The following is a 26,229-nucleotide window of genomic DNA, read 5'->3' on the forward strand; positions in this document are numbered from 1 at the left end:
AAAGGCGAGCAAGGCTCAAATCATTTAAAAGGATAATACTATGCGATATTTAATGACGTTAGCTTTTTTACTCATAACTTTTACAAGCCAAGCACAGCAGTGCCTTCAATCACCGCCAAAAAGTGCAAATTTTGTATCAGAACCAGCAAATAACAAATTAACTCGTTCGCAAGAAGCCAGTTTAAATCGATTATTTAAAGAGTTATCTCGTTCTTGGGTTGGCAAAAGTAGCGGCTATTATTGTGTTGGCGAAGAACCCAAAAGTGCACATAAAGAATATAAATCACATCAGTTAGAAATCACGTTTAGTAATGATGAATCCCTCATATTAAGAGCTCACACTCAGGCGCAAGATAGCGATGAGTTCAGTCAAAAACTATCGAGTTTAACAGTTTATGCTGATCAGGGTTTTTTACGCTTTGATCAAAATAATGCTGCGGGGGATATTTGGATTGAACAGCTTTCATCAACACATCTAAGTGTGTGGTCAATCAGTCGAGCGGGTACGGTTTATCACCTAATTAATCGCGTTATTAAACGCAGCGCGGGTGCTTTTACAATTACAATGACGACATACAGTAATAATCGTTTAACAAGCCATTACGAAGGCCAGTTGCGATATTAAAATTTAAAGTATTATCCATTTTGTAAATTTTAAATAGTTGCGCTAATTAACCGTAATCTTCGATGGTTTTTTGGGATAAATTACATTGCCTTTATCATCGAGTTTAAACCAACCAAGTTGGCTATTTGGTTGGTTTTTATGTTTTATTGCACATATTAAGAAGGTGCTTCCAACCTCGATTATTGCACCTTCAGAATACTTTTTGTCTTGATACCAACAAACATGTTGCAAGGTTTCAGCTTCTAGTAAAACGTGTGCTTTTGCTTCTTTTGCTCCTTTTGCACTTGCCAAAATTGGGGCAAAACTAAATAACAAACAATAAACTAAAGTGAAATAACCTTTCATATAACAAATCCTTCAAAGCTTTCATTTATTATTTGATATAACATAAGAAAATACAAAGGGTATTTTTGAGCTACTGCTAGCTCATGTTTTAAAAGGATGTTTATGCTTCGATTTATTTTTTTATGTGTATTACTAGTTAATTCTTGTACTCTTTTTGCCGAGCAATTATTAGCGCAATTTATTGATCCAATTGATGGCAAAGTTGACGCTTCAAATTACCTTTCTGAAAATGTTTATGGCTTTTTGCCAGTGCCAATAATAATTACCGATCCTGCGCTTGAAAGTGGCCTAGGAATGGTAGGTCTTTTTTTTCATGAATCAGAAGAAGATGCCAATAAGCGAATTGCGGCATTAAAAACATCAGAGGGCGCAACACCGCATTTTTTACCTCCAAGTGTCTCTGCATTAGGCGGTGCTTATACAGGAAACGACTCTTGGTTTGGTGGAGCAGCGCATCTTGGCTTTTTTAAGCAAGGGGACATACGTTATCTTGGCGCTACTGGTTATGGTGATGTAAATTTAAATTTTTATGGATTTGGAGATTTCAGTTTTAATCGACCTCTTGAAATTAACACACAAGCAATTGCTGTACTTCAAAATCTTAAGTTTAGGGTAGCTGACACTAAGTTATTTGTAGGAATAAAACAAAACTATACAAGCGCATCACTTAAACCCACTAAATTACCTGACTTTGGCAATATCTTGCCACCAAATTGGCAAGGGCCAATAGAAGAAGTAATCAAAAAGATGCTAAGTACTGACATTACAACTTCAGGCTTGGGCTTAGTATTTGAATTTGATAATCGAGATAACTTTTTTTCACCAAATAGAGGTTATCGTTACAGCTTAGATATTACCCGTTTTGATGAGCATTTTGGCAGTGATATTGAATATGACTTATATTTTGCCGAAGGCCTGAATTATTGGCAATTAAATGATTCTTGGCGTTTTGCATTAAAGCTTTCAGCGGAGCATGCTAATACGAATACGTTGTTACCTCCTTATGCGCTGCCGTCGATTAAATTACGTGGCGTTCCTATGGGGCGTTACCAAGGTGATTACGTGTTTTCAACTGAAACAGAAATAAATTATGACATTAATAACCGTTGGAGCGTATCTGCGTTTACGGGTTTAGGCCGTTTTGGTACATCTCTGGATTCCATTAAATCGGGCAATAGCCAAATTGCGAAGGGCGTTGGTTTTAGATACTTAATTGCACGACGATATGGCTTTAAAATGGGGTTAGATGTGGCCTTTGGGCCTGAAGAAACTGTATGGTATGTTCAAGCTGGTACCGCTTGGTAAAAATAGCCTTAACATTATTTGTTTTAATACATTTTCATATCTAGGCTTAACATAACTGTTTAGTTTTAAAATGAACTGGTATGTTAAGTCGCTTCTGTGCTTTGCTTTATGTGCTTATTGTATTTCCACTGAGTGCAAAAGTAATTGATATAACCGTTGAAACGGACATTTACTTCTACGCGAAAGACATTATTGGCAAAAAGCCTATTTTAGAAATTACTGATTATTCGGGTAAAAATGCACAGCGTGACGTGGTGGAATTTATCTTAATCCAACAAGCATTGATACTTGGTGGTGCCGACATCGAATTTAATTTTCTTTATGGCAATTATGATGCTCGCAATTTAAAACTGTTGAATGAAGGGCTACTTTTACTTTCTTTTGACTCGTTATGGTTAAGTGCTACTGAAAAATATCAGGACAATCTCTACATTAGTGAGCCTCTTATTAAAAAAGGGGATTATTTTGCTGGAATTTTTACCTCAGAAAGTAACATAGAAAAATACAGCAAAGCGCCTGTTACCATTAGAGATATGAGCATTGTTTCAAGTAAAGATTGGCATGTTGATTGGCTAACTTTACAGAGTCTAAAACCAAAAAAGCTAATACATGAATCTGACTGGATAGTTATGGCCAAAATGGTTAGTCGTGGCTGGGTTGATGGCATGTTAGCGCCATTTAAAAAACAGGATAGTTTTTCTTATATAGGTCCAGATTATAAAATATTTGCCATTCCAAATGTGAAAGTAGCATTGGAAGACAGTCGTCACTTTGTAGTATCTAAAAAGCACCCTTTGGGTAAACAAACCTTTGAAGCATTACAAAAAGGATTAGTAATCTTAAAAGAGCGTGGATTAATTGAAAAAGCCTACCGACAGGCAGGCTTTATTAATGAAGATGTAAAAGAGTGGCGGACGATTACATCAGACAAAGTGCAGTTTAATTAGCGTCAATTTGGTTCTCAGGGGCTGCTTCAATAAACGCAGGTAATTGATTACATCGCTCATAAATAGCACTAATTTTTGGGAATTCACTCATATCGAGGTTAAATCTTAGCGCGTTGAAAACTTGCGGCACTAAACATACATCAGCAAGGCTCGGTGTGTTGCCACAACAAAAATCGGTATCACCAATTTGAGACTCTAATTTTTCAAAACCGATGCGGATCCAATGCAAATACCATTCGGTCTTTTGTTCTTCAGAAATATGCAATTCACCAGTTAAGTATTTGAGTACACGTAAATTATCAATAGGATGAATATCACATGCAACTGCGTAGGCAAAACTGCGCACCTGTGCTTTTTGCCATGCATCGCTTGGTAACAAAGGCGACTGCGGATAAAGTTCATCGAGGTATTCTACAATAGCCAGAGATTGCCCAAGTTTGCCATGCTCTGTTTCAAGGGCTGGCAATAAGCCTTGTGGGTTCACTTGTAAGTAATCTTCGCTTTGCTGTTCACTTTTCAGTAAATTTACTGGCACCATTTCATGATTAATATTTTTTAGATTCAGTGCGATACGAACACGATAAGCAGCCGATGAACGAAAATAGGTATATAGTTTCATTTAGATAATTCCTTTAAGCACAAACAAAAAAGAACGGCTAACCGTTCTTTTAATTAGCAATTATTGATTGAAATACTTTTTAATGCCTTTCCAACAATCAAGGTAATTTTGTTGACGCTCTTTACCTTCAAGGGCATATTTTGTTGGTGAAATAACGTAACGTGATTCAAACATAAATGCGAGTGTATTTTCATAACGTTGTGGTTCAAGTTCTGCATTAGAAGCTTTCTCAAACACATCTGCCTCAGGTCCATGCGGTGACATACAATTATGTAAACTCATACCGCCTGGCACAAAACCGTGTTCTTTTGCGTCGTACACACCTTCAATTAAACCCATAAACTCACTCATAATATTACGGTGATAATAAGGTGGTCTGAAAGTATTTTCAGCAACCATCCAGCGTGGTGGGAAGATTACAAAATCAACATTGGCAACACCTGCAGTGCCCGATGGTGATGTAAGTACTGTGAAAATAGATGGATCTGGGTGATCAAAACTAACTGTATTCATAACATTAAAGCGAGATAAGTCATATTTGTATGGCGCACTATTACCAGTCCAAGCAACTACATCAAGCGGTGAGTGGCCAATATCACAACGGAATAAGTTACCATTGAACTTTGCAACAAGTTCAAAATCACCTTCTTTATCTTCAAATGCCGCAACAGGATATTGGAAATCACGTTCATTGGTATAACCATTAGCGCCTACAGGCCCACGCTCTGGCAAAATATAAGGATGACCATAGTTTTCACAAATATAACCGCGTGCGCTGTCATCTAACAATTCAACTGAGAACTTGATACCGCGTGGGATTACTGCAATCTCACCTGGCTTAATAGCAAGTTTGCCACACTCGGTATGAAGTACAATTGCACCTTGCTGTGGTACAAAAAGTAATTCGCCATCAGCATTATAAAAATAACGACCATCCATTGAGCTATTAGCTACATACACATGAATACCGATACCTGTTTGACCATTGGCACTGCCGTTTGCCGCCATGGTGATTAACCCGTCGATAAAATCGGTCTTTTCACTTGGAATATCAATAGGGTTCCAGCGCAGCATTGTGGGTGGGGTAGGCACTTCAGTAATTGGCGCCGTTCTAAGTAATCCATTATCTAACGCCTGATAATCACCTTGCACAACAGAAGGGCGAATACGGTAAAACCAGTTGCGGCGGTTATCAGCGCGTGGTGCTGTAAATGCAGTTGTATTGTACTGCTCTGCATACAAGTCATATTTTACTTTTTGCGGTGAAAATTGACCGATTGGTAAAGCACCTTCAAGCGCTTCGCTTTCAAACTCGTTACCAAAGCCAGTTAAATAATCAAATTCTGGGAAATTCATGGGTCACTCCTGTTGTGATTTTGAAATAATATAGTCTCACGTGAGAGTAATTGCAAGTGACTATATATGATAAAATCAAACCATAAAGTAATTGGATTTAGCAGTTCCATTAATAAAGGCATACATGTAAATTGAATGTGCCAAAGCAAAGATAAAATAAAAGATATATTTATGATTAAGTTAGCTACTTTTTTGCCTTACAGAATAGCCACACTCAGTAGTAAATTAAGTAATAGTTTTGCTGAAGTCTATTCGGATAAATATCAATTAACCGTACCACAGTGGCGTGTAATTGCGCATTTGGCAGAGAAAAGTACCTTAACAGCAAAAGAAATTTGTATTGAAGCTGGGCTCGATAAATCAACAACATCGCGAGCGGTGAAACAGCTGTTAGATCAAGAAATCATTATTGGTAGACAAGCAGAAACAGACAAACGTGCAACAGAACTCACACTTACTGAAAAAGGTAATACGCTTTATCAAGAATTATCAAACGATGCAGCAAAGTGGCAAGAAAGTTTATTTGAAAGCTTTTCAAGTGAAGAACAAACTATGCTTTTTTCCATTTTACAAAAATTAGATGAAAACAGTAATTAACGATTAATAGCAATACTTTTATGTTCGGGCTTTAGAATAGCGCTGGATAAATAAAATGATAACAAGGCATATTTTTTATTATCTAGTTGCTTTTCAATGATAAATTCTAACGCAATATTTAGTTTGCGAGGATGAGTAACTACTCAAATGAATTGGTATAGTTATTTAAAAAAAGCCCCGCAGATGCGGGGCTTTCACTATCAAGGGGTATCTAAATATTTAGATTAGAAACGGTAGTTAACACCTACACGCATCTGCCACAGAGAAGCAGAGTTTTGAACCTGCTGCTGTGCAGCATTTTTGTTGAAGCCTTCATAGATGTATTGGTCATTATCGCTGTCATAAGACATTTCAACCATACGGTTACCTACGAATGCACCTTCTTTAAGTACGCCCCAATCATCATTAATAAGGTTGCCTACGTTCTTAATTGTGAAGTAAACGTTACCTTTATGACCGTCCATAAGACCTGGGATTTCTTGTGAAACCTTAACGTCAAATTTTACGTACCAATCTGCATTGAATTCGTTACGGCCAACCGTTGAACCACGTTTAAGACCTTCTTTCTCGATCCACGCGTTCATGTCTGCGATTTCTTCAGCACTCATGTCGTAAACAACGTTTGCGTCATTTTCAAGTGGTACATAGAATAACTGACGTGAACCGTTCCAGTTATTGTCGCCGAACTCACGGTCGCTGCTGTCATAAGTAAAGCTGTATGGACGACCTTCGCTTGCCTGACCAAACAGGTTAAAGCGCGTTAGGTAACCATCAAAGAACTCATGCTTGTAACCTAGCTTGAATGTGAAACGGTGTGGTACTTCGTAGTTAGAAGTTGCAAGACCAGGGTCATTAGGATCTGTTAGAGCAAGGTTACCAAAGTTAGAACCAGCAACAGAAGATGTCATTGGGTTGATGTCTTTCGACTCTGTGTATGCATATGACACTGTAAAATCTACACCACTGTCATATTCTTTTGAAAGTGCAAAAGAAAGTACTGTTGATTCACCGTCATCACCATCAACATTTGTTAATAGATATTCATTGAAACGACGAACAGTATTACCTTCGCTGTCTTTTAATGATGTACCTGTGTAGATAGGACGACCATCAAACGTTGTTTCACCTGTATCTGTAAGTGCTAAATCACGGATAATCGCACTGTCTTGCTTCTGTGTGTGAAGTAAATCAGCAGTGATGATGTAGTTATCTTCAGTGAAATATGTAGCACCTAAAGCAAACTTCCACTCTGAAGGAATTTCAAAGTTATGGTCAATTGCATTCACAGAACCTGAACCACCAGTTGAGTTAGCAACTTGGTCGTATTGATTTTGCGGAACTTCAAATAGTGGCTTGCCACCATTAACCATTGGCGTGTTGAATAAATCTACACCACGCTCTTGAGTTGCAATGTTTACAACACCGTCGTTAGAGTATGAGTTAGATACCCAAACGTTCGGGTTACCACCAGAATATAGACCAACACCACCACGTACTTCGATGTTATCAGCAGCTTGCCAGTTGAAGCCTAAACGCGGTTGTAATAGGTCGATATCATCCATGTTCTTCGTGTTATCGAAGCCATAAAGCTCCGTGAATAACGCGTTTTCACGTGGCTTATCGCTGCTTGTGTACATGTCATAACGAAGACCAAACGTTAAGCTTAGGTCGTAATCAATGAAGTTGTACTCATCTTGTAAGTAGAATGTATGCTGTGCGAAACCAAATTCTGCCGCTGCATCATCAGGGTTATTTGTACCCGCTGAGTTGTTGTAGTAAACGCGATCTGCTAGACCTTGTTCAAAGTCATCAATTGAACGGAAACGGAATTCACCTTGTGTGTGCTGCATGAATAAGTTAAATACATTAACTTTTTCATACTCATAACCACCTGTGATTACGTGCTCATCTAGGTAGTATGTACCTGATAGTTTAAATGTTGTTGTATCGTAATCTAAGTCATTTGATTGACGAGAATCATCAGGACCTAAGAAGATTGTTTGGCTACCGTTACGGATTTGTACTTCACCAACGCTGCTAGCAGCATCAAGAGAACGTTGACGCATATCTACATCTGATTTACCAATACGTAATTCAGTTGAGAAATTGTCAGACCAATCTGAGTATACAGAACCTACAAGTGATTGGAACTCAACACCACGCTCATAGAAGTGGCTATCAAGCGTAACAGCCCAGTCATCAGACTGATTTAGTTTGAAACCATCGTTATAGTTATATACAACACTCGCACGGTGATCATCGTTGATGTTCCAGTCTAGTTTAACTAAAAGCTTTTGGTCATCAACAGGCATGCTTGCTGGTGTTGAACCTGCATCGTAGCCGTAAACATCCTGTGCAATTTGACGAACACGATCTAGATCTGAAGGTGTTACATCATCATCTTCGCCTGTTCCAAGACGTGGGTATTCAAATAACTCAGCACCTTCTAATTCTTCGTAAGCTACGAATACAAAAAGCTCATCTTTAATAATTGGCGCGCCAACAGAGAAGCCATAGCGTTTTTCTGAGTAGTTACCAGTATCGATGTCTTCACCTTCGATAGAATCACCTTGCATAGAGTCATTGGTGTAATCGAAGAATACTTTACCGTGAACCTCATTAGTACCTGATTTAGTTACTGCGTTGAAGTTACATGATGTGAAACCACCGTAGTTTACGTCGAAAGGCGCAAGTTCTACGGCTACTTGGTCAATAGCATCGTAAGAGAATGGTGCACGAACTGTTGGGTAACCATTGTCGTTCAGACCAAAGTTATCGTTCATTCGAACGCCATCAAGCGTTAAGCTGTTAAAGCGCGGGTTACCACCACCACACTGAATTGCACCGTCACCACGGCTGTCATCGATATAAATACGAGGATCCGCTTGAACGATGTCTTTTAAGTCACGGTTAATAGCAGGTTGGTTTTCTAAGTCTTTTAAGCTGAAGTTAGCAGCAGGACCTGTACCACCAGAGAATGAACTAATCGGACGACCAGTTACTACGATTTGCTCAATGTCAGACTTTGACTGAAGCTGAACGCTTACTGGGTATTCTTTACCAAGTGTTAGGTATACATCTTCAACCATAGTGTCTTCAAATTCTTTTGAATCAACGATGATTTGGTATGGACCACCAACACGTAAGCCTTTTGCACTGAAAAGACCTGATTCGTTTACTGTTGCTTTTTTAACAGAACCAGAAGGTACGTGAATAATGGTAATTTCTGTACCAGCAGCTGGGTTGCCGTTAGGGCCAACAATAGTACCGCGCACCGATGATGCAGTATCGTTAGCATAAGCAGCTGTAGAGCCTAAACATGCAGCAATAGCAAGTGGCAATACTTTTTTGCGTAGTTGCGTTTTCATTAGTAGTTTCCCGTGTAACTAAGTTTGAAAGTTAGTTTTGTATTTTATTGCTTATTATCTTGTTCAAGATAACCAATCGCATTAACTTGAACTTGTGCTGATTTATCAAAAATCTTATTTAATAAACCAGCTAATCTAATCCCGCCTTGAAGCAAACGCTCTTTTACGACTGGCATTTGTTCATAAACGTAATAGTATTTAAATTCGCCATTGCCGATATCGTAAAGTTTTTCGGCAATATGAAATGATTCGAGTACCCAATCCTTTGGTTCAGACGCTAAGTAGCGAGAAATAACTTGTGGGTCTTTGGTATCAATAAATTCAACAAATTCAGTGTAGGAAAGGTTTTCACTTTCGACCAATCCTTTGTCCCAAAGTGAGTGTAAGTTGGTTTCATTACCAAAAAATTTAACTTTTATTTTATTTCCACCCCAATCTTCACTTCGGCCAGCATGCATTGGCTGATGAATGTCTCCAACAAGGTGAGTTAAAAATCGAAAGTAAAATTGTTTCTTTTCTAATGAAGTATTGGGGCTTTCAAGCACTGCAACCGCTTTTAAAATACCTGAGTAAATATCAGTAACCTCACCTTTATTGTGGGTAATTCGGTATTTATTTGGCTTGAATTCAGCAGCAGAAGAGATATTGATGTAGTGCCACTTGCCCGATTCGTGTTTCCAAAAGTCGGCAGGGTTTGAGCGCATTTCGTCAGCCCAAGTGGTAACTTCAGCAAGTTTATCTCCTTGTAATAAAGGATAAATTGCACGACGAGTTTCAATCGTTAAATGGTTCTCGGCAATTTTGCCAATAATTCGGTGTCCGTTTTGGCTCCAAGCACTTGCATTAGAAGTGGTGAAAGTTAGAGCAACGAGTAACAAAGAACTTATGCGCTTAATCATCTTTTTAATTGTGTTTAGTTGTTATCAACAAGGCTAATTGTCCTTAGTTTTACAAAAATAGAAAGGACTCATTAGGATTCATAATTACTTGTTAACAAAGCTTATAAAACAATAAGATAGAATATTTAAATAAAATTACTTATTGCAATAAGTAAATGTACGTGATGAAATGAGGGCTTAGTTTAGGTCTAGATTCTAACAATAAAAATGAAATATAACTTTTTGTTTTCAAAAGCAGTAATAACAGCTTTTTTTTGTATATTAATTGTACTTTTTGGCGTGCTTGGAGCAAGCCAATATAAAAGTAATTCTGAGCAACTTGCTTTGTTTATCGAAGTCAACAAGCAATGTGATGCTAAATTATCTGAAAATGAAAATTTATTTCATATTTATGTCCCAACAGAACAGTTAGCAAATCAACTGATCCCGTATTTTTGTAATAATCCTATAGTTGCCAAGCAGTTCGGCCAAGTTAAATTGAATTGGGGTTATGATATGAGTGATGCACTTGAATTTATTGGTCGAGGCAACGCCGACTTAATAATGACGAAAGAAAATTTAATGCTGGCATTTAAAAGTGAGTACACATTTAATTATAAAACATTGCTTTCTTACCCGGATTACACGGCATTTTTTATTTCACTAAATGAGAAACCGCGTCTCGAAAAAGAATATTTTATTGATAAGCGCATTGGATTATTAGATTACCCAAGTAGCCGTTCAGGCTATATCTTACCGAGAACCTTGTTCAAACAATTAAATATTAATGTTGATAATCTGGATATTATTCAAGCAAGCTCCCACAGTGCATTAAGAGATTTGTTGGCTGAAGGCAAGGTCGATCTTATTGCATCTTACTGGAAGCAAGATGATATGAATCGTTTCTTAGAAAACTATATTACGCCAATTAGCAACAATGTGAGTGGCAGCCGTTGGTATTTTAAAATGGAAACACAAAACACTGAATTAGCCTGTGCCATAAATGGCATTATTCATCGTCATGCCAATGCGCAAACATCCCCTTATTTTAAAGATGTAGAAAGTTATGTTGAATGTTAGTCGTAATAAAATAATTTTAATAGCATGTTTAAGCTATTTGGTGTTTCAGCTAAGTTATGGTCTGTCAAAATACAGTAGTATTAACTCTGCTAAAAACAATTTGTCAGTACTTATTGAAAATCGAATCGCTAAGGATTTAAGTCGATTACCATTACCAGATCCAAGTAAGAGTAGTGCAGGTAACCTTCTAGCAATTGAAAATTACATTTCAAATTTAAACCAACAAATAGAAAACTTACCACTTGAGCCTAAATTATTAGCAATTCAATCTGATAAATTTAACTTTGAAAGCACTCGACAGTTAATTAAGAAGTCGTTTCAAACACCTAATAAAACGATTACTTTTGTCTATTCTGTAAAAAAAGCATCGCTTTGGGATTATTTTTCCTTAGCGGCGTTACTTGCAGCATTTGGTTTTTATTTTTTAATTGAATATCGCTATAAGTTAAAATCACAAAAGCAAAATGTGACAATTGAACAAGATAATGAAGAGCGCGCGCGTTTAGTTATCGATCTCGAGAAAAAGCTTTTAATAAATAGCCGTACACACGCCACGGTACCGCTAGCAAATAAACCGCTTTGCTTTTTTACTGCGTTAATTGAATACTGCGTTTTACATCCCGATGTATTATTAAATCAAAATAAAGATTTACCCGATGAACTGGTATCACTCTCTAATAAATACTTTTATCGTTTAACTGAACTTGGTCATACCATTCGAAAGCGTCCAAATTTCTCAAATAGTTTAGAAAAAACGTTAAGTGAAATTCGAGCTGCGCTTGATGAGATCTTACTGGATGACCTGCAGCTAAAAGAAATGTTCTTCCCACCGAAAGCCCATGGTGAAGGGTCACGTTCAAAGCTACATCATTATGGTTTGAAAGAAATTGATAGTGAGTTAGTTGAGGTAATAGGGAAGTAATTGAGAATTTGTCTTTTAGCAAAAGAGCAATGAGCATTCAGTGTCTTAACTGAATGCTCATCAGGTTTAAATCTTTGACGCATCAATAGGCGAATTTTTTAAGAAATAATTCTTTAATACTTCCGCATCTACTGTATCGGTCGCAACAAAATGTGCATGGTTTGTCACATTAGGGTAGCCATCACCGCCAGCCGCATTATAACTATTTAATGTAAAGCGATAGCGCTTTGCCATATCGAACGGCTTACCAGCAATCGATTTAATAACAATTGAATCACGACTTTTTTCAAATTCAATGCCGTAAAACTGACAATATGCGCCAGAGTCAGGTGGAAAATTAGCCGCTATTGCAATGTAATCAATCAATTCTTGGCCTTGAAGTTCAAGGTAAGTTATACGATTTTTAAAGGGATGTACTTGCAAAATATCTTTGTAACTTACATCACCGGCTTTAATAGAATCACGAATACCACCACCACTAATAATACCAAAATCAGCGGCAACACTTTCACTTTGGGCTTTGGCAATCAAACGCCCTAAGTTAGTTTGTACAAAGCGAACTTTATTACGGTCGCCTTCTAAGTGGCCAATTAGTTTACCGATTGGTTGTGAAATTTTGGCTGCACCTTTTTCTTGATAAGGTGTTAAAAAAGCGAGCATTTCAGGGTCTTCAGGTATTTTATCACCAGCCAATGACTTAACTGTTTTACCTTCAACTATGTCTTCGCGATACATATTTACTGGAATTAGCTGATAATCGAGCAAGGTTAATTGGTCATTTTCAAAGACAAACTCTGCTTTACCAACATATTTGCCCCATTCGTGCGCTTGCATGATCCAGGTACCATTTTGTTGATCCGGTTGGCATTTATCACCAGGTTGAAAACTTGTATTAGCAGTGTTTTTGCCTTCCATACAAATCGGTTCTTGCGAATGGCCGCCAATAATCATATCTAAAGAGTCTTTTGGCAGATTACGGGCAAGAGTGACATCGCCAGGGGCGTTAATACTGTGTTTAGCGTCTACATAATGGCCCATGTGGGTTACTGCAATAGTAATATCAGGTTGGTATTTTGCTTCAAGCTTGTTTAATAGGGGCTCTGTTGCAGCCACAGGCTCTCTAAATTCAAAGTTGCCTATATATTCTGGGTTAGCAATTTTTGCAGTATCAACAGTGGTTAAGCCTATGATGGCAATTTTAAGATCGCCACGCTTAATAATATGATAAGGGGTGTATGCGTGTTCACCCGTTTTTTTATCGAAAATATTTGCAGAAAGTAATGGGAAGTTTGACCATGCAATTTGTTTATCAAGTACTTCAAGCGGGTTATCAAATTCGTGGTTACCAATTGCCATCGCATCGTAACCAAGTAAACTCATCCCTTTAAAATCGGGCTCTGCATATTGTAAATCTGATTCGGGTACACCTGTGTTAATGTCACCACCAGAGAGCAGTAATACATGGTGATTTTTTTCTTTCGCTTCTTTGCGTAATTGATCAATCAGTGTTTTACGCGCGGACATTCCATATTCGCCTTGGTCGTTACGCCAAAATCGACCGTGATTGTCATTGGTGTGAAGTACCGTTAGTTTTTCAGCAGCAGCTGATGTAAAGGTAGTAAAACCAGATAAAGTGACAGCTAAAGCAAAACTTGTTCGCATATTGATCATTGTAAATTTCATTTGTTAGCGAAAAAACGTGAATATTCTACCTAGCTAAAATTACGATGGGGCGGACAAATGTCCGCATGATTGCAGCTTCAAGTAAATTAAATGCAGAATAAGTAAAAAGAGTGTTATCAATTGTTACTGTAATACCTTGCTATGTAGCTTCTATATCCATTTATAGGTAATATTTTGCACGATAAAAATTAACAAAATATTCACGGGAAATTATGAACAAGCTAAAAATGGCAGTATTAGCAGCAGGCCTTTCGTTTGGCTCTGCACAAGCAACCATTGTTGAAGTGCAAACAACGCAGGGGAATTTTCAGATAAACCTATTCGATGAAGGCACGCCAAAAACCGTTGAAAACTTTCTTAAGTACGTTAATAACGAAGATTTTAATGGCGTTGTTTATCATCGTTTAGTTACTGACCTTGTATTACAGGGCGGTGGTTATACCTTTGATGGGTCAACGTTCAAAGCAATTGAGAGTTACGGCAATGTAGTAAATGAGCCAGTTTACTCAAACGTGCGCGGTACCATTGCAATGGCAAAGCTTGCAAATGATCCAAATAGTGCAACGAGCCAATGGTTTATTAACTTAAGTGATAATAGTGCTAATTTAGACTTACAAAATGGTGGTTTTACCGTTTTTGGTCAAGTTATTGGTAATGGCATGGATGTTGTCGACGAATTGTCAAAATTTGAATGTAATGAATATCCGCTTGTAAATACTACCGATGAACAATGTGCTGATTTAAAAAGCGGCGCTTTAACACTTGATGCACAGCGCTTAATTACCATTGAACATGTTGCGATTATTGATAGTAACACCAATACACTTGGTGATTTATCGCCAAAAGAAAATACCCTAATTAAAGAGCCAGTTCAGCCTCCTGTTATTTCAAATGATTCAGGCGGTAGCTTTGGTGCGTTACTAACACTTATGGGTGGACTGCTGGTATTTAGACGCAAGCGTACAACACATTAATGTAATTGAGTTTTAGACACGTTTTATTGACAAAATGTTACAAATATAATGTGTTAACTGTTGCATTTAATTACTGCTTTTTTATAGTGGTGATATGAAAGAGCGCTCTGTATTTTAAAAGATCAGAGCGTTTTTTGTATATGTTAATAGGGAACCATTATGAAAAAAGCGCTTACATTAAGTGCATTGGCACTGGCTGTTCTGGTTGGCTGCAACGCAAACAATCAAACCTCATCAACTTCAAATACGACGAATCTTTATTCAGATACCTTAGTTGTTAGTCCAAATGATAACCGTGAATACAAAACGTTAAAGCTAAGTAATGAAATTGAAGTTGTTTTAGTTTCTGATCCAAGTGTAGACAAATCTGCTGCGGCCTTAAGTGTTGGTGTTGGTTTATTACATGATCCAATGACGCAACAAGGCATGGCGCATTATTTAGAGCATATGCTGTTTTTAGGTACTGAGCGCTTTCCAGATACCAATGAATACTCAGAGTTTATGACTAAAAATGGTGGTGCACATAATGCGTATACATGGTTAGACATTACCAACTACATGTTTAAAGCGAATAACGATGCATTTGAAGAAGGATTAGATCGTTTTTCAGACTTTTTTAAAGCACCAAAGTTGTATCCTGAATACACTGAAAAAGAAAAAAATGCGGTTAATGCTGAATGGTCGATGCGCCGTGAGCTAGATTTTTTTGGTCAGTTTAAACTCGCGCGTAAAATGATGGGTGAGCATCCAGCCAACCGCTTCTTAATTGGTAATCTTGAAACATTAGGTGATAAAGAAGGTAGTAAGCTGCATGCAGAGACAGTTGCATTTTTTGATAAATACTATTCTTCTAATATCATGAAAGTGGCGCTTTTAAGCAACAAACCAATTGCCGAACTAGAAGCGCTTGCGAATAAATACTTCTCAGATATTAAAAACAAAAATATTGAAAAGCCAAGTGTGACTGCGCAAGTTGATTTTTCAAAAGTGGGCGGTAAAAAGGTTTTCTACAAGCCAAATAAAGATGTAAAACAGCTTACGCTTGATTTTACAATTGAAAATAATAATGATGAGTTTGCGCTTAAACCAAATCGTTTCTTATCTTATTTGATTTATTCTGAAATGCCGGGTACACCTGCAACACTACTACGTGAAAAAGGGTGGATTTCAGGTTTAGGTGCTAATGCATCACCAGCCCATTACGGGAATTACGGTACATTCTCAATTGATGTAACACTTACAGATGACGGTATGAAACACCGTGATGAGATAGTTGCAGTCATAATGCAATACATTGATCTAATTCGTGAAAAAGGTGTTGATAAAAAATATTTTGACGAGATCAGAACATCACTTAATAACCAGTTTAAATTCCTAGAAAAAGGCGATGAATTTGGTTATGTGTCAAACCTTGCTGGTGCGATGCAAGTTTATCCAACAAATCATGTTATCAATGCGCCATACTACTATGGTCAATTTGACGAAAAAGCAATTAATGATGTACTTGCACAGCTAACACCAGAGACTTTAAAAATTTGGTATGTAAGTCAGCAAGAAGAAACTGATAGCACGCTCCATTTCTATGATGGTAACTATCGAATTGCGGATATTTCGAAAGAAGAAATTGCAAGTTGGAAGCAACCAACAAAACTGGCAATGAACTTACCTGCAGTTAACCGTTTATTACCAGAAAGCTTTGATTTGAAAGTCGCAAGTGATGAAATCAAAGTCAAGCCGCAATTAGTGCATGACACTAATCACATTAAAGTGTGGCAATTCGCAAGTAAAAACTTTGCGCATCAGCCAAAAGGCATGCTGAAAGTGTATGTAAATAACCCAGATACGCTAACTGATATGGATACCTCAATTTTGTTAGCAATTTGGCAAGATCTGTACAGTAATAAAGTGGTAGCGCTAAACACTGAGGCCAGTGTTGGCGGCATGTCAATGAGTCTATCTGATTCAAATGGCGTTATTTTTACCGTTAATGGTTTTACGGATAAGCAAAGTGAGCTGATTGTAGCGGGCATGAATGAACTGCGTATTGCACCTACAGACCTTGAATTTAACCAAGCGAAAGACCGCTTCTTACGTGGTGTTGCTAATAAGAGCAAAAACTTCCCTTATAGCCAAGCATTTGATGCATTTTATAAAGCAACAAGCCAAGGCAATTATGAAGATAATGCGCTAATTGCACGTGCAAAATCACTTTCAATCAGCGATTTAAGCAAGGTAATTGATAACGTACTTACAAATAACCACGTACGCGTGTTTATGTTCGGTAACTATGATGAGAAAGACGTTAAAACCGTTGTTTCTAGTTTAGAAAAAGCACTACCTAAAGATGTTAACACAACCCAATACACACGAGCTAAGTCATGGTTACCAAAACCTGGCCAAGTATTTACAGTACAGCGTGATATTGATGTGGCTGACGTTGCTCTTGTAGATATGCATATGCACCCTGTAAAGGGTAAAAAGCAAGAAGCGCAGGGTTTAGTGTTACAAGGCCACTTTAGCAACAAAGTATTTGATAAATTACGCACAGAAGAGCAACTTGCCTACGCTGTTGGTGGTTTCAGTACGGCGTTAGATGATTACATTGGCTTTGGCATGTATATTCAAACACCTGTTAAAGGGCCTGGCGAAATGCAAGCGCGATTTGATGAGTACAAACTTGAATATAAAAAAGAGCTTGATGCCATCAGCGAAGAGACGTTTACACAACTTAAAAATGCGGTACTTATTAAACTAAATGAGCAACCTAAAAACTTAGGTGATGAATTAAGACCGTATTTATCAGACTGGTACGATGAAAATTTTGATTTTGATTCAAAAGCAGAGCTGATTAAAGAAGTAGAAAAAGTAACACTTGAGGATGTAAAAGATTTTTACAACCAAACGGTGTTAAATAAAAATGCAGCGCGTTTAAATGTTCAAATGCGCGGTACAAAATTTGCTGACAAAGCATTTGGCAAGCTTGAAAATCAAACCGTTATTACTGATTTTACAAAAGCGGCTGAATTACTCGATTACCAAAAATAATCGGTAAATTAGAAAAAGGCGAGTCAATACTCGCCTTTTTTTTCGTCATAATTGTTCAATATATTATCAATAATAGCGTCACATTTGATTCATAAGCTTGGCTAAAACAGCTTAATGGCAAATGTTATGATCCAAGTTGAACAAGTAATAGAAAAACAATTTCCGCAACTAATCGCAAGTCCTTTACTGTATAAATCGAGCAGTAAGTTACTTAAAAACTTAATGCATGAAGATGAATTTCAACAATTTGAAAAAGATTACCCACATTTATCGGGCTTAGATTTTGTGGAGCAAGTGCTTGATTACTTCGATATTAGTTATTCAGTAAGAGACAGTGAACGACTTCATATTCCGTCATCTGGTCGTTTAGTGATAATAGCAAACCACCCAATTGGCTCGTTAGATGCGTTAGCATTAATTAAACTTATCAGCGAAGTGCGTTCAGATATTAAAGTAATTGCAAATCAACTGCTCTACAGTTTAGCGCCTTTACAAGAATTACTCGTACCGGTTGATAATATTAAAGGCACAACCAGTAAAATCACCGTTAATAGCATGAAGCAACATCTGAGCAATGAAGGTGTGCTATTAATCTTCCCTGCAGGTGAAGTATCACGATTACGGCCACAAGGTGTTAGGGATACCTTTTGGCAAAAGGGCTTTTTGAAAATAGCAAAAGCCTACAAAGCGCCTATTTTACCTGTACATATTGACGCTAAAAACTCGACAATGTTTTACAGTGTATCCATGCTGTATAAACCGCTTGCCTCATTTTTACTCATTGAAGAAATGTTTAAACAGCGAAAGCGTAATTTTCCAATACGCATTGGCGCACTTATTCCTTTAAGTTCATTTGAGTTTTCAAATACTTCAAGTGAGCAGCAAGTTAAACTATTTAAAAAGCATGTTTATGCAATTGGCGAAGGTAAAAAGGGCTACTTTGATACGCAAACCGGCATTGCATTACCAGAAAACAAAGCAAATCTAAGTCGTTTATTAAAAGAAAAATGCAAACTGTTAGGCGAAACTCATGACGGTAAAATAATTTATCTTTATGAGCATATTGAAAGCTGTGTGATTATGCGTGAAATTGGTCGCCTGCGTGAAATTGCATTTCGTGCTGTAGGTGAGGGTACTAACCGTAAACGCGATGTAGATAAATATGATTCAGATTATCTTCACCTTATTTTATGGGATAAAGATGAATTAGAAATTGTAGGCGCATATCGTTTTGGTCGCGCTGATGTGTTAACAACAGATACTAAAACATCAGGCCTTTATTCTGCCACGTTAGTTAAGTATGAAAAGGAAATGGCGCCCTATTTTGCAAAAGGATTGGAACTCGGAAGAAGTTTTGTACAGCCAAAGTATTGGGGAAAACGCAGCCTAGATTATCTTTGGTTTGGTATTGGCGCTTACTTAAAACATTATCCTGAAATCCGCTTTTTATTCGGCCCAGTGAGTATGAGTGGCACTATGCCAACAGCAGCAAAAGATGAAATGGTGGCATTTTATTTAAATTACTTTGGTAGCACAGAAAAGCTTGCTTCGGCTAATAATCCATATCGTTTTTATGATAACGATAAGTCGGAATTTCAAAAGTCAGATTATAAGACTGATTTCAAAGCGCTCAAAGCATCGCTTGCTAATCAAGGTGCGGCTATCCCAACGCTGTTTAAGCAGTATACAGAGCTCTGTGAAGAGGGCGGAGTGAAGTTTTTATGTTTTGGCGTTGACCCTGATTTTAACAACAGTGTTGATGGTCTGGTGTTAGTTGACCTAGAAAAATTGAAAGACAATAAACGAAAGCGTTATTTAGCGTAAAACTAGCTATCTAGTTAAGAATATGTCAGGTTAAGAAAAAATGTTAAGAGGCTTAACCTGTGATTTCTATTATTCCATTCTACGCAGCATTACTTGGCTTACTTTATGTTTACTTAAGTGTAGCAACGGTATCACGGCGCAAAAAAGTGCTAGTTGCACTCGGGGACGGCGGCGATAAATTACTGCAAAAGAAAATGCGTGCACACGGAAATTTTCAAGAATATGTACCAATCGCACTCATTTTAATTGGTTGTTTTGAGTATTTAGGCGCATTTAGCTGGCTTATTCATATACTTGGTATGTGTTTGTTCACTGGGCGTGTTTTACATGCCTTTGGCGTGAGTATGGCGCATGAAAAACTGGTCTTTCGAGTTTCCGGTATGGGTTTAACGTTTTTAAGTATACTTATTAGCTGTTTTGGCATTTTGTATTTTCAACTTATCCAAGGAATATGATGAACGACAACAAATACTCACCGCCCAAGGTATGGCAATGGCAACAGGGAAATGGTGGCAAGTTTGCCAATATAAATCGCCCAGTTTCAGGGGCAACGCATGAAAAACAATTGCCTGAGGGTAAACATCCACTGCAGTTATATTCTTTAGCCACGCCCAATGGTGTAAAAGTTACCATTTTACTTGAAGAATTAATTGAAAAAGGTTTTGCCGATGCTGAATACGATGCATTTATCATCGATATTATGGAAGGCGCTCAATTCAGTTCTGGTTTTGTTGACATAAACCCAAATTCAAAAATTCCGGCTTTACTCGATAAATCCACAGAGCCTGCAACGCCTGTGTTTGAATCTGGCGCTATCCTGTTATATTTAGCTGAAAAATTTAATCGTTTTATACCCAGTAACCCACAATTAAAAGCAAAATGTTTATCATGGTTATTTTGGCAAATGGGTAGCGGTCCAGCATTAGGCGGTGGTTTCGGTCACTTTTATGCCTATGCTCCAGAGCCAATGGAATACCCAATTAATCGTTTTACCATGGAAGTAAAACGCCAGTTAGATTTACTCGACAAACATTTAGCTAATAAAAAATACATCTGTGGCGATGAATATACGATTGCAGATATGGCTATTTGGCCTTGGTACGGTGTGCTTGTACGCGGTGACTTATATGATGCTGCTGAATTTTTAGCGGTGCATGAGTACACTCATTTAACTGCTTGGGCTGAACGTGTTTTTGCAAGGCCAGCAGTAAAACGCGGACGTATGGTTAATAGAAGTTGGGGTGATGAAAATGAACAGGTACATGAACGTCACAGTAAAGAAGACTTTGCAAATAAGGGTTGATTTATAGCGCTAATTGTATAAATTGAATATTGTATACATTATCGCGTGATAAGGATTTTTGTGAAAAATATCGAACTATGTGAATTAACTGAATCAGATGCTGAATTCATTTTTAAATTGGTAACTCAACCGAGCTTCAAAGCAAATATTGGCGATAAAGGGGTTACTGACTTAGAAACTGCGTTAACCCATTTAAAAGAAAAGTATATTGCACCCTATAAAGAGTTTGGTTATGGCCTTTGGGGGATAAAAGATAAAGATTTGAACTGTTATGTTGGTGTTTGTGGTTTAGTATCAAGGCCAGACTTTGAAGTGCCAGATTTAGGTTATGCGTTGCTAGATGAATATACCAAACAGGGCTATGTTGATGCCGCAGCTAAAATGAGTATAGCGTTTGCTCGTGGCTTGGGAAATTTAACCCAGCTAAACGCAATAACCTCACCAAGCAATCAAGCTTCAATTAATGTGCTTGAAAAGCTTGGTTTTAAGTATGAAAAACAATTTACGTTAACGGGCTATGAAGGTGTCTCTAACCTTTATCAACTAGCTCTTTAATTTCATTGGCAACAGCTTGGTTGGTGTTAAACCAAGCTGCGTTTAATGCGCTAACCAGTGCTGGGTAGCCATCATTTTTTAATTTAACTTGCTCCGTAAACCCCTGGCTATAAACAATATTTGCTATTGTATGTTCTAATTTATAAACCGTAACAACACCGGCAATAACACCTTCTCCATTTAACGTAGCTTGAAACTTATTTAGATAATAATCAATGCGATAGGTAGGTAGTTGAGCATTAATTGCCGACTCTAGTTGTAATGGTATAACGCGCATATCATTTAATTGATTATCCAAGCTGACAACACTTGCCTGTAACAAAAGCTCGCTCGGAATACTGCTCCAAAGGTGGCTATTTGCACTTTGAATTTGCAAGGGCGTGACTTCAACAGCAATACCCCGATTGGCAAGGTGGCCAATTAGTTTTGGGCTACTGACAATGATGTTTGCGCGGGCTTCTTTACCGAGTTTGTTGCAAGCAAATTCACCACCGTCAAGTTGATAGTAACTTATTGGATCAACATTACTACATGCGCTAAGTAACACGCTAAAAAATGAAACAAGTAAAAAACGCGGCATGTTATTGTTTCCTCGGAGTAGGATCAGTTTGTAAGTCTTTATCGAATATAAACATATTTGGTTGTTCATTTAAGCCTTTTGTTAAAGGCTGAAGTTGTTCTGCCAATTGTTTAAGTTGACTAAGCGTGCTGTTAAGTTCGTGATAAATAGCCGAGCCTTTCTCATAATCAGACATGGTTTTTTCAAATTGCAGCATGGTTTCATCAAAAGTGGCCATTGATTTTTCAACTTGCGCCAGTGTTTCATTAAACTCTTTTGGTAATACTTGAGTATCTTTACGGTTTAATAATTCACGTAATTCAACCGCAAAGGTATTATATTCTGTCATTGTTTGATTGAAGCTATTTAACGGTGTTTGCATATCCAAGTTATTAAATTTTGCTAATAATTCAGAAACTTGGTTTGCCATTACACTAAAGCCACTGGATGTACTTGGGAATACTTTTAAACCGGCCATTTTAGTAGCAATAAAGGGCTCTACATCTTGGTATAAGTCAAAATCAATATAAACTGAACCTGTAAGCAAATTACCGGTTTTAAGTGATGCTCTTAGCCCTTTTTCAATCCAGCTATCCACATTGCCCTGCCAAAATTCTTTGGCAATTTTAGCATCATGGAAAATACGCTTATATTCAATTTTAACTTTCACTGGTACCGCAGTATTCTCAGTTGAAAAATAAGCAGGGCGGTCACCTACAATCAACATGGCAGGTGCTTCTTCAACCGTACCTATGCGAATACCGCGATACTCTACAGGGGCACCTGGGGTTAAGCCTCGGATTGATTGCTCAAATGGAATTACGTAGTAATCATACTCATCATAACGATGTTCAAGGGCTTTTTTGTAATCACTACTCAGTCTAAAGGTATGCTGTTGTTTCGCTAAAGCTTCTGGCTTTTCACCCTCCGGAATACCAAATGAAATGCCGCCTTTGAGCATTTTTGCTAATGAGCTGGTTTTAAAGTTGATACCATCTGCAGATAGATCTACTTCAATTGCAGAGTTAATCCAAAAAACCACATTTTCAGTGACTAAGTTTTCGTAAGGTGAGCGGATAAAAATACCGTAGCGCATGATTTGTTGTTGCCAATCAAACTTTGCAGTTTCAATTTGACCTACGTTATAGCCATTATAAAAAATTGAAGTGCCAACATCGATCACATTGGTATTTTTGCTGGTGAGTAAGTATCGCTGACCTTTTATATTGTCTGGGATCTGTGGCGGGGTATCTAACAAGGTAAATTGGCGTGTTTCTGTATCGCTGTTACCCGGTAAAAACTCAAAATAAACCCCTGATAAAAGTGTACTTAATCCAGAAATACCTGATTCATCAATACGCGTTTTGACTATCCAAATTTTGGCATCTTGGTCAAGCAGGTGCTCATAATCTTTATCAATTACCGCACGGGCAACGACCGTGGTTTGGTCATCAGCTAAGCGTACTTGTGCAATTACGCCCATTTTTACCGAACGTACTTTTATTTCGGTTTTGCCAGGGATAACTCCTTCTGCATTAGGCATAGTGATATAAATGCTTGTACCCTGACTTTTGTGATATTGATAAAACATCCAACAGGCGACAAAAATCGCAATCAATGGAATTATCCAAATAGGAGAGAGTTTACGCTTTTTACTAATCGCTGCAGCGTGATTCATTCAGAAGGCCTCTTTTTATCCCAAATTAGGCGCGGATCAAATAATTGAGCGGCAATCATTGAGGTAATTACCATTATCGCGAAAAAAATTGCTCCGATGCCAATTGTTATCGACATTAAAACACCTAATTGTACAAGTGAAACTAAAATAACAACAACAAAGACATCAATCATCGACCATTTACCAATCAGCTCAATAAGCACATAGGCTTTACTGGCTTGCTGTTGGCTAATATGTTGTTTTGAAGATACTAAATAACATAACCAAAATAGTGTGAGCAATTTGCCAATTGGAATACAAATACTGGCAATAAAAATAATGATTGCAATGGGGTAAGAGCCAATGTTCCACAAGGTAAACACACCTTGCAAAATTGTTGATGGCTCATCAATTGAAAACACCCAAGTATGCATTATCGGAAAAAAATTTGCGGGTAGATAACAAACAAGAGAGGTAATACTAAATGCTAACACCCACTGAATATGACGTGGATTGCGTACACTGGTTTTTGTATTGCAGCGTGGGCAAATTGGCTCGTGTGTGAGTAGTTGGCAAACATGGCATGCTGATAAATTTTGTTCTTTTGCGCGTTGAATTTGCTCAGCATTTACAATGACTTTATCTTGATCAGCAATTTGTTGCCAAAGTGCGTTACTGTCGAAATAATAAAGGGTTAGAGAATAACAGACAACAAAACCGGAAAAAGCCCAAAAGCTAAGACCAAAGGTGATTTCCGCCATTGCCATAATTTTGATCATACTGATCAGCACACCGATTAGAAATATCTCAGACATTACCCAAGGCTTTAAATAAAAAACCGTTTTCAAACAAATGCGCGAAACTTGTTTGGGCAGCACTTTAAGCAGGCCAGCATGTAAAGGGATAAAAAGCGAAAGCAATACAAAAGGTAAACCGATAATAGTTGCATCAATTAATGCAGCAACAAAAAAGTTATCTTGATAAAACAGGATTTTAGCTGCATCTAATAAACTTATAGTCTGGCTTAGGCCTTGATTGCTAAATGAAATAAAAGGGTAAAGTAGTGCACTAAACAATAAAATAAGAGAGCTAATACTCAGAGCGACGACTTTTTGATTGCGGTATTCAATGGTACGACTTAAAAGAGTATGGCAGTTTGGGCAATACGCATGTTCTCCATGATTTAATTCAGGGATGCTGACAAGTTGATCGCAATGATGACATGCGAGTTGTATTTCCATGAAGCCACTTATTTGTTGTCGTTTCAGTTTAATTTTCTTATATCCTTGATTGTATAGCAAGAAATTGTGCTAGGATATTTGCTCTAATAATGATTAGGCACAATAGGTTATGGAAAATACGCTTAGCCCAGTAAAGGCACTGCTTTATCGAAGTTACCACTTTGCACTTCGTGTTGCGTTATTAGTTTATCCAATTCCGCGGCCACGCTGTTTTACATCACAGCAGCTTGATAATTGGCTTAGTGAAGTGAAAGAAAATCAAATTGAGCACATGTTGGTGGTGACCGATGATGCCCTTTTGAACTTGGGTATTCCTGAAAAACTAATCTCCTTTCTTAATCATAATGGTATAAAAACCACCGTATTTTCAGGTATTTTGCCTGATCCAGATATCAAAGAAATTGAACAAGGTTATTTGGCTTATTTAAACAATAATTGCCAAGGTATTATCGCTATCGGTGGTGGTTCAGTAATTGATGCAAGTAAGTTAATTGGCGTTCGTATCGCCAGACCTAAAACGCCCTTAACTAAATTAAAAGGTCTGTTTAAAGTTCTTAGAAAACTGCCAGTGATTACTGCAGTACCGACTACTGCAGGCACTGGATCTGAAACAACGGTGGCAGCGGTTGCCTCAAACAGAAAGACACACGAAAAATTTGCCATTGCGGATTATTGTTTAGCACCAAAATATGCGCTTTTAATGCCTGAATTAACGCAAGGATTACCAGCATTTATTACGGCAACGACAGCAATGGATGCATTAACCCATGCTATCGAGGCTTATATTGGTGTCAATGGTACGGCCTTTACAAACAAACAATCACTAAAAGCATGTAAGCTAATTTTTGATAATTTGCCGTTAGTGCTGAAAACGCCACAAGATTTAACGTGTCGTGCGCATTTACTTAACGCATCATTTTATGCTGGTGAAGCGTTTACTCGAACCTCAGTGGGCTATGTGCATGCCATTGCCCATCAACTTGGTGCTAAATATCATGTACCTCATGGACTTGCTAATGCTGTGTTATTAGACGTGGTATTAACTGAGTTTGGAAACGAGATTTATGGCAAACTTGCTGAAATAGCCGATTATTGCGGCTTAACAAAGCCGCAAGATAACATTGAACAAAAAGCCTTTTGCTTAATTGAGGCAATCAAAAAGCTAAAACTAGATTCGAATATTCAACCCACTTTACCAGACATTAAAGTGTCAGATATCCCTTATTTGGCGCATGCTGCATGTAAAGAAGCGCATCCAGATTACCCTGTACCTTCGTTTTGGGGCTTGGCACGCTTTGAAAAGGTGCTCCATAAAATTTGTCAAAAGTGACTTAGGCTTTCACCTA

22 protein-coding genes are annotated in these 26,229 nt (G+C 37.7%); 13 read left to right on the top strand and 9 right to left on the bottom strand.

The window, feature by feature from the left end:
* The first annotated feature begins 40 nt into the window (after window positions 1-40).
* Complete coding sequence (locus AAEU29_RS17370; RefSeq protein WP_421974487.1) at window positions 41-625, top strand: hypothetical protein; 585 nt, start codon at window positions 41-43, stop codon at window positions 623-625.
* 42 nt (window positions 626-667) lie between these two features.
* Here AAEU29_RS17370 and AAEU29_RS17375 read toward each other — a convergent pair whose 3' ends face one another.
* Window positions 668-970 carry a DUF1496 domain-containing protein gene (locus tag AAEU29_RS17375; RefSeq protein ID WP_421974488.1) on the bottom strand — a complete coding sequence of 101 codons (303 nt, stop codon included), beginning with the start codon at window positions 968-970 and terminating at the stop codon, window positions 668-670.
* Between the two features lie 102 nt (window positions 971-1,072).
* Between AAEU29_RS17375 and AAEU29_RS17380 the strand changes: the two genes are divergently transcribed.
* Both AAEU29_RS17380 and AAEU29_RS17385 read left to right on the top strand, forming a co-directional pair.
* Window positions 1,073-2,275 carry a BamA/TamA family outer membrane protein gene (locus AAEU29_RS17380; RefSeq protein WP_421974489.1) on the top strand — a complete coding sequence of 401 codons (1,203 nt, stop codon included), beginning with the start codon at window positions 1,073-1,075 and terminating at the stop codon, window positions 2,273-2,275.
* Between the two features lie 80 nt (window positions 2,276-2,355).
* The gene (locus tag AAEU29_RS17385; protein WP_421974490.1) at window positions 2,356-3,222 is read left to right on the top strand and encodes a hypothetical protein; all 867 of its coding nucleotides are present in this window, start codon (window positions 2,356-2,358) and stop codon (window positions 3,220-3,222) included.
* Here AAEU29_RS17385 and maiA read toward each other — a convergent pair.
* Both maiA and hmgA read right to left on the bottom strand, forming a co-directional pair.
* Window positions 3,215-3,841 (bottom strand): maleylacetoacetate isomerase, encoded by a 627-nt coding sequence (gene maiA, locus AAEU29_RS17390; RefSeq protein WP_421974491.1) that lies wholly within the window; start codon window positions 3,839-3,841, stop codon window positions 3,215-3,217. The genes AAEU29_RS17385 and maiA overlap by 8 nt on opposite strands.
* A 60-nt stretch (window positions 3,842-3,901) precedes the next feature.
* The gene (gene hmgA / locus AAEU29_RS17395) at window positions 3,902-5,197 is read right to left on the bottom strand and encodes a homogentisate 1,2-dioxygenase (RefSeq protein ID WP_421974492.1); all 1,296 of its coding nucleotides are present in this window, start codon (window positions 5,195-5,197) and stop codon (window positions 3,902-3,904) included.
* A 171-nt stretch (window positions 5,198-5,368) separates the two neighbouring features.
* Between hmgA and AAEU29_RS17400 the strand changes: the two genes are divergently transcribed.
* Window positions 5,369-5,794, top strand: coding sequence for a MarR family winged helix-turn-helix transcriptional regulator (locus AAEU29_RS17400; protein ID WP_421974493.1), 426 nt, complete (start codon window positions 5,369-5,371; stop codon window positions 5,792-5,794).
* A gap of 224 nt (window positions 5,795-6,018) precedes the next feature.
* On the opposite strand, the gene AAEU29_RS17405 is transcribed toward AAEU29_RS17400, so the two are convergent.
* Both AAEU29_RS17405 and AAEU29_RS17410 read right to left on the bottom strand, forming a co-directional pair.
* Window positions 6,019-9,162, bottom strand: coding sequence for a TonB-dependent receptor (locus AAEU29_RS17405; RefSeq protein ID WP_421974494.1), 3,144 nt, complete (start codon window positions 9,160-9,162; stop codon window positions 6,019-6,021).
* 44 nt (window positions 9,163-9,206) lie between these two features.
* Window positions 9,207-10,061: a S1/P1 nuclease gene (locus tag AAEU29_RS17410; protein ID WP_421974495.1), complete on the bottom strand. Its 855-nt coding sequence runs from the start codon at window positions 10,059-10,061 to the stop codon at window positions 9,207-9,209.
* Window positions 10,062-10,268: 207 nt separating this feature from the next.
* Between AAEU29_RS17410 and AAEU29_RS17415 the strand changes: the two genes are divergently transcribed.
* Together AAEU29_RS17415 and AAEU29_RS17420 are read left to right on the top strand one after the other, a co-directional pair.
* Window positions 10,269-11,120 (top strand): hypothetical protein, encoded by an 852-nt coding sequence (locus AAEU29_RS17415; protein ID WP_421974496.1) that lies wholly within the window; start codon window positions 10,269-10,271, stop codon window positions 11,118-11,120.
* Entirely contained in the window at window positions 11,107-12,042 is a 936-nt protein-coding gene (locus AAEU29_RS17420; protein ID WP_421974497.1) for a hypothetical protein, read from the top strand. Before AAEU29_RS17415 ends, AAEU29_RS17420 begins: the two co-directional genes overlap by 14 nt.
* Window positions 12,043-12,108: 66 nt before the next feature.
* On the opposite strand, the gene ushA is transcribed toward AAEU29_RS17420, so the two are convergent.
* The gene (ushA, locus tag AAEU29_RS17425; protein ID WP_421974619.1) at window positions 12,109-13,704 is read right to left on the bottom strand and encodes a bifunctional UDP-sugar hydrolase/5'-nucleotidase UshA; all 1,596 of its coding nucleotides are present in this window, start codon (window positions 13,702-13,704) and stop codon (window positions 12,109-12,111) included.
* A 233-nt stretch (window positions 13,705-13,937) separates the two neighbouring features.
* Between ushA and AAEU29_RS17430 the strand changes: the two genes are divergently transcribed.
* From AAEU29_RS17430 to AAEU29_RS17455, 6 genes are all read left to right on the top strand, one after another.
* Window positions 13,938-14,699 (top strand): peptidylprolyl isomerase, encoded by a 762-nt coding sequence (locus tag AAEU29_RS17430; protein WP_421974498.1) that lies wholly within the window; start codon window positions 13,938-13,940, stop codon window positions 14,697-14,699.
* Window positions 14,700-14,858: 159 nt separating this feature from the next.
* Complete coding sequence (locus AAEU29_RS17435) at window positions 14,859-17,744, top strand: insulinase family protein (protein WP_421974499.1); 2,886 nt, start codon at window positions 14,859-14,861, stop codon at window positions 17,742-17,744.
* A gap of 126 nt (window positions 17,745-17,870) precedes the next feature.
* Window positions 17,871-19,568, top strand: a complete 1,698-nt coding sequence (gene olsF, locus AAEU29_RS17440; protein ID WP_421974500.1) for a bifunctional ornithine lipid synthase OlsF — start codon at window positions 17,871-17,873, stop codon at window positions 19,566-19,568.
* Window positions 19,569-19,627: 59 nt separating this feature from the next.
* Window positions 19,628-20,023, top strand: coding sequence for an MAPEG family protein (locus AAEU29_RS17445; protein ID WP_421974501.1), 396 nt, complete (start codon window positions 19,628-19,630; stop codon window positions 20,021-20,023).
* A complete protein-coding gene (yghU, locus tag AAEU29_RS17450; protein WP_421974502.1) occupies window positions 20,023-20,871 on the top strand; it encodes a glutathione-dependent disulfide-bond oxidoreductase in 849 nt (282 codons plus the stop codon). The genes AAEU29_RS17445 and yghU overlap by 1 nt, the downstream gene beginning before the upstream one ends.
* 60 nt (window positions 20,872-20,931) lie before the next feature.
* A complete protein-coding gene (locus AAEU29_RS17455; RefSeq protein ID WP_421974503.1) occupies window positions 20,932-21,426 on the top strand; it encodes a GNAT family N-acetyltransferase in 495 nt (164 codons plus the stop codon).
* Here AAEU29_RS17455 and AAEU29_RS17460 read toward each other — a convergent pair.
* From AAEU29_RS17460 to AAEU29_RS17470, 3 genes are read right to left on the bottom strand one after another with little or no spacing between them, the layout of a single operon-like run.
* Window positions 21,401-22,006, bottom strand: coding sequence for a PqiC family protein (locus tag AAEU29_RS17460; protein WP_421974504.1), 606 nt, complete (start codon window positions 22,004-22,006; stop codon window positions 21,401-21,403). The genes AAEU29_RS17455 and AAEU29_RS17460 overlap by 26 nt on opposite strands.
* 1 nt (window position 22,007) lies before the next feature.
* Window positions 22,008-23,663, bottom strand: a complete 1,656-nt coding sequence (gene pqiB, locus AAEU29_RS17465; protein ID WP_421974505.1) for an intermembrane transport protein PqiB — start codon at window positions 23,661-23,663, stop codon at window positions 22,008-22,010.
* Complete coding sequence (locus AAEU29_RS17470; protein ID WP_421974506.1) at window positions 23,660-24,883, bottom strand: PqiA/YebS family transporter subunit; 1,224 nt, start codon at window positions 24,881-24,883, stop codon at window positions 23,660-23,662. Before AAEU29_RS17470 ends, pqiB begins: the two co-directional genes overlap by 4 nt.
* Before the next feature lie 109 nt (window positions 24,884-24,992).
* Between AAEU29_RS17470 and AAEU29_RS17475 the strand changes: the two genes are divergently transcribed.
* A complete protein-coding gene (locus AAEU29_RS17475) occupies window positions 24,993-26,213 on the top strand; it encodes an iron-containing alcohol dehydrogenase (protein WP_421974507.1) in 1,221 nt (406 codons plus the stop codon).
* The last annotated feature ends 16 nt before the right edge of the window (window positions 26,214-26,229 follow it).

Origin of the sequence: Pseudoalteromonas aquimarina (assembly GCF_049257255.1) — a bacterium.
Taxonomy (GTDB): domain Bacteria; phylum Pseudomonadota; class Gammaproteobacteria; order Enterobacterales; family Alteromonadaceae; genus Pseudoalteromonas.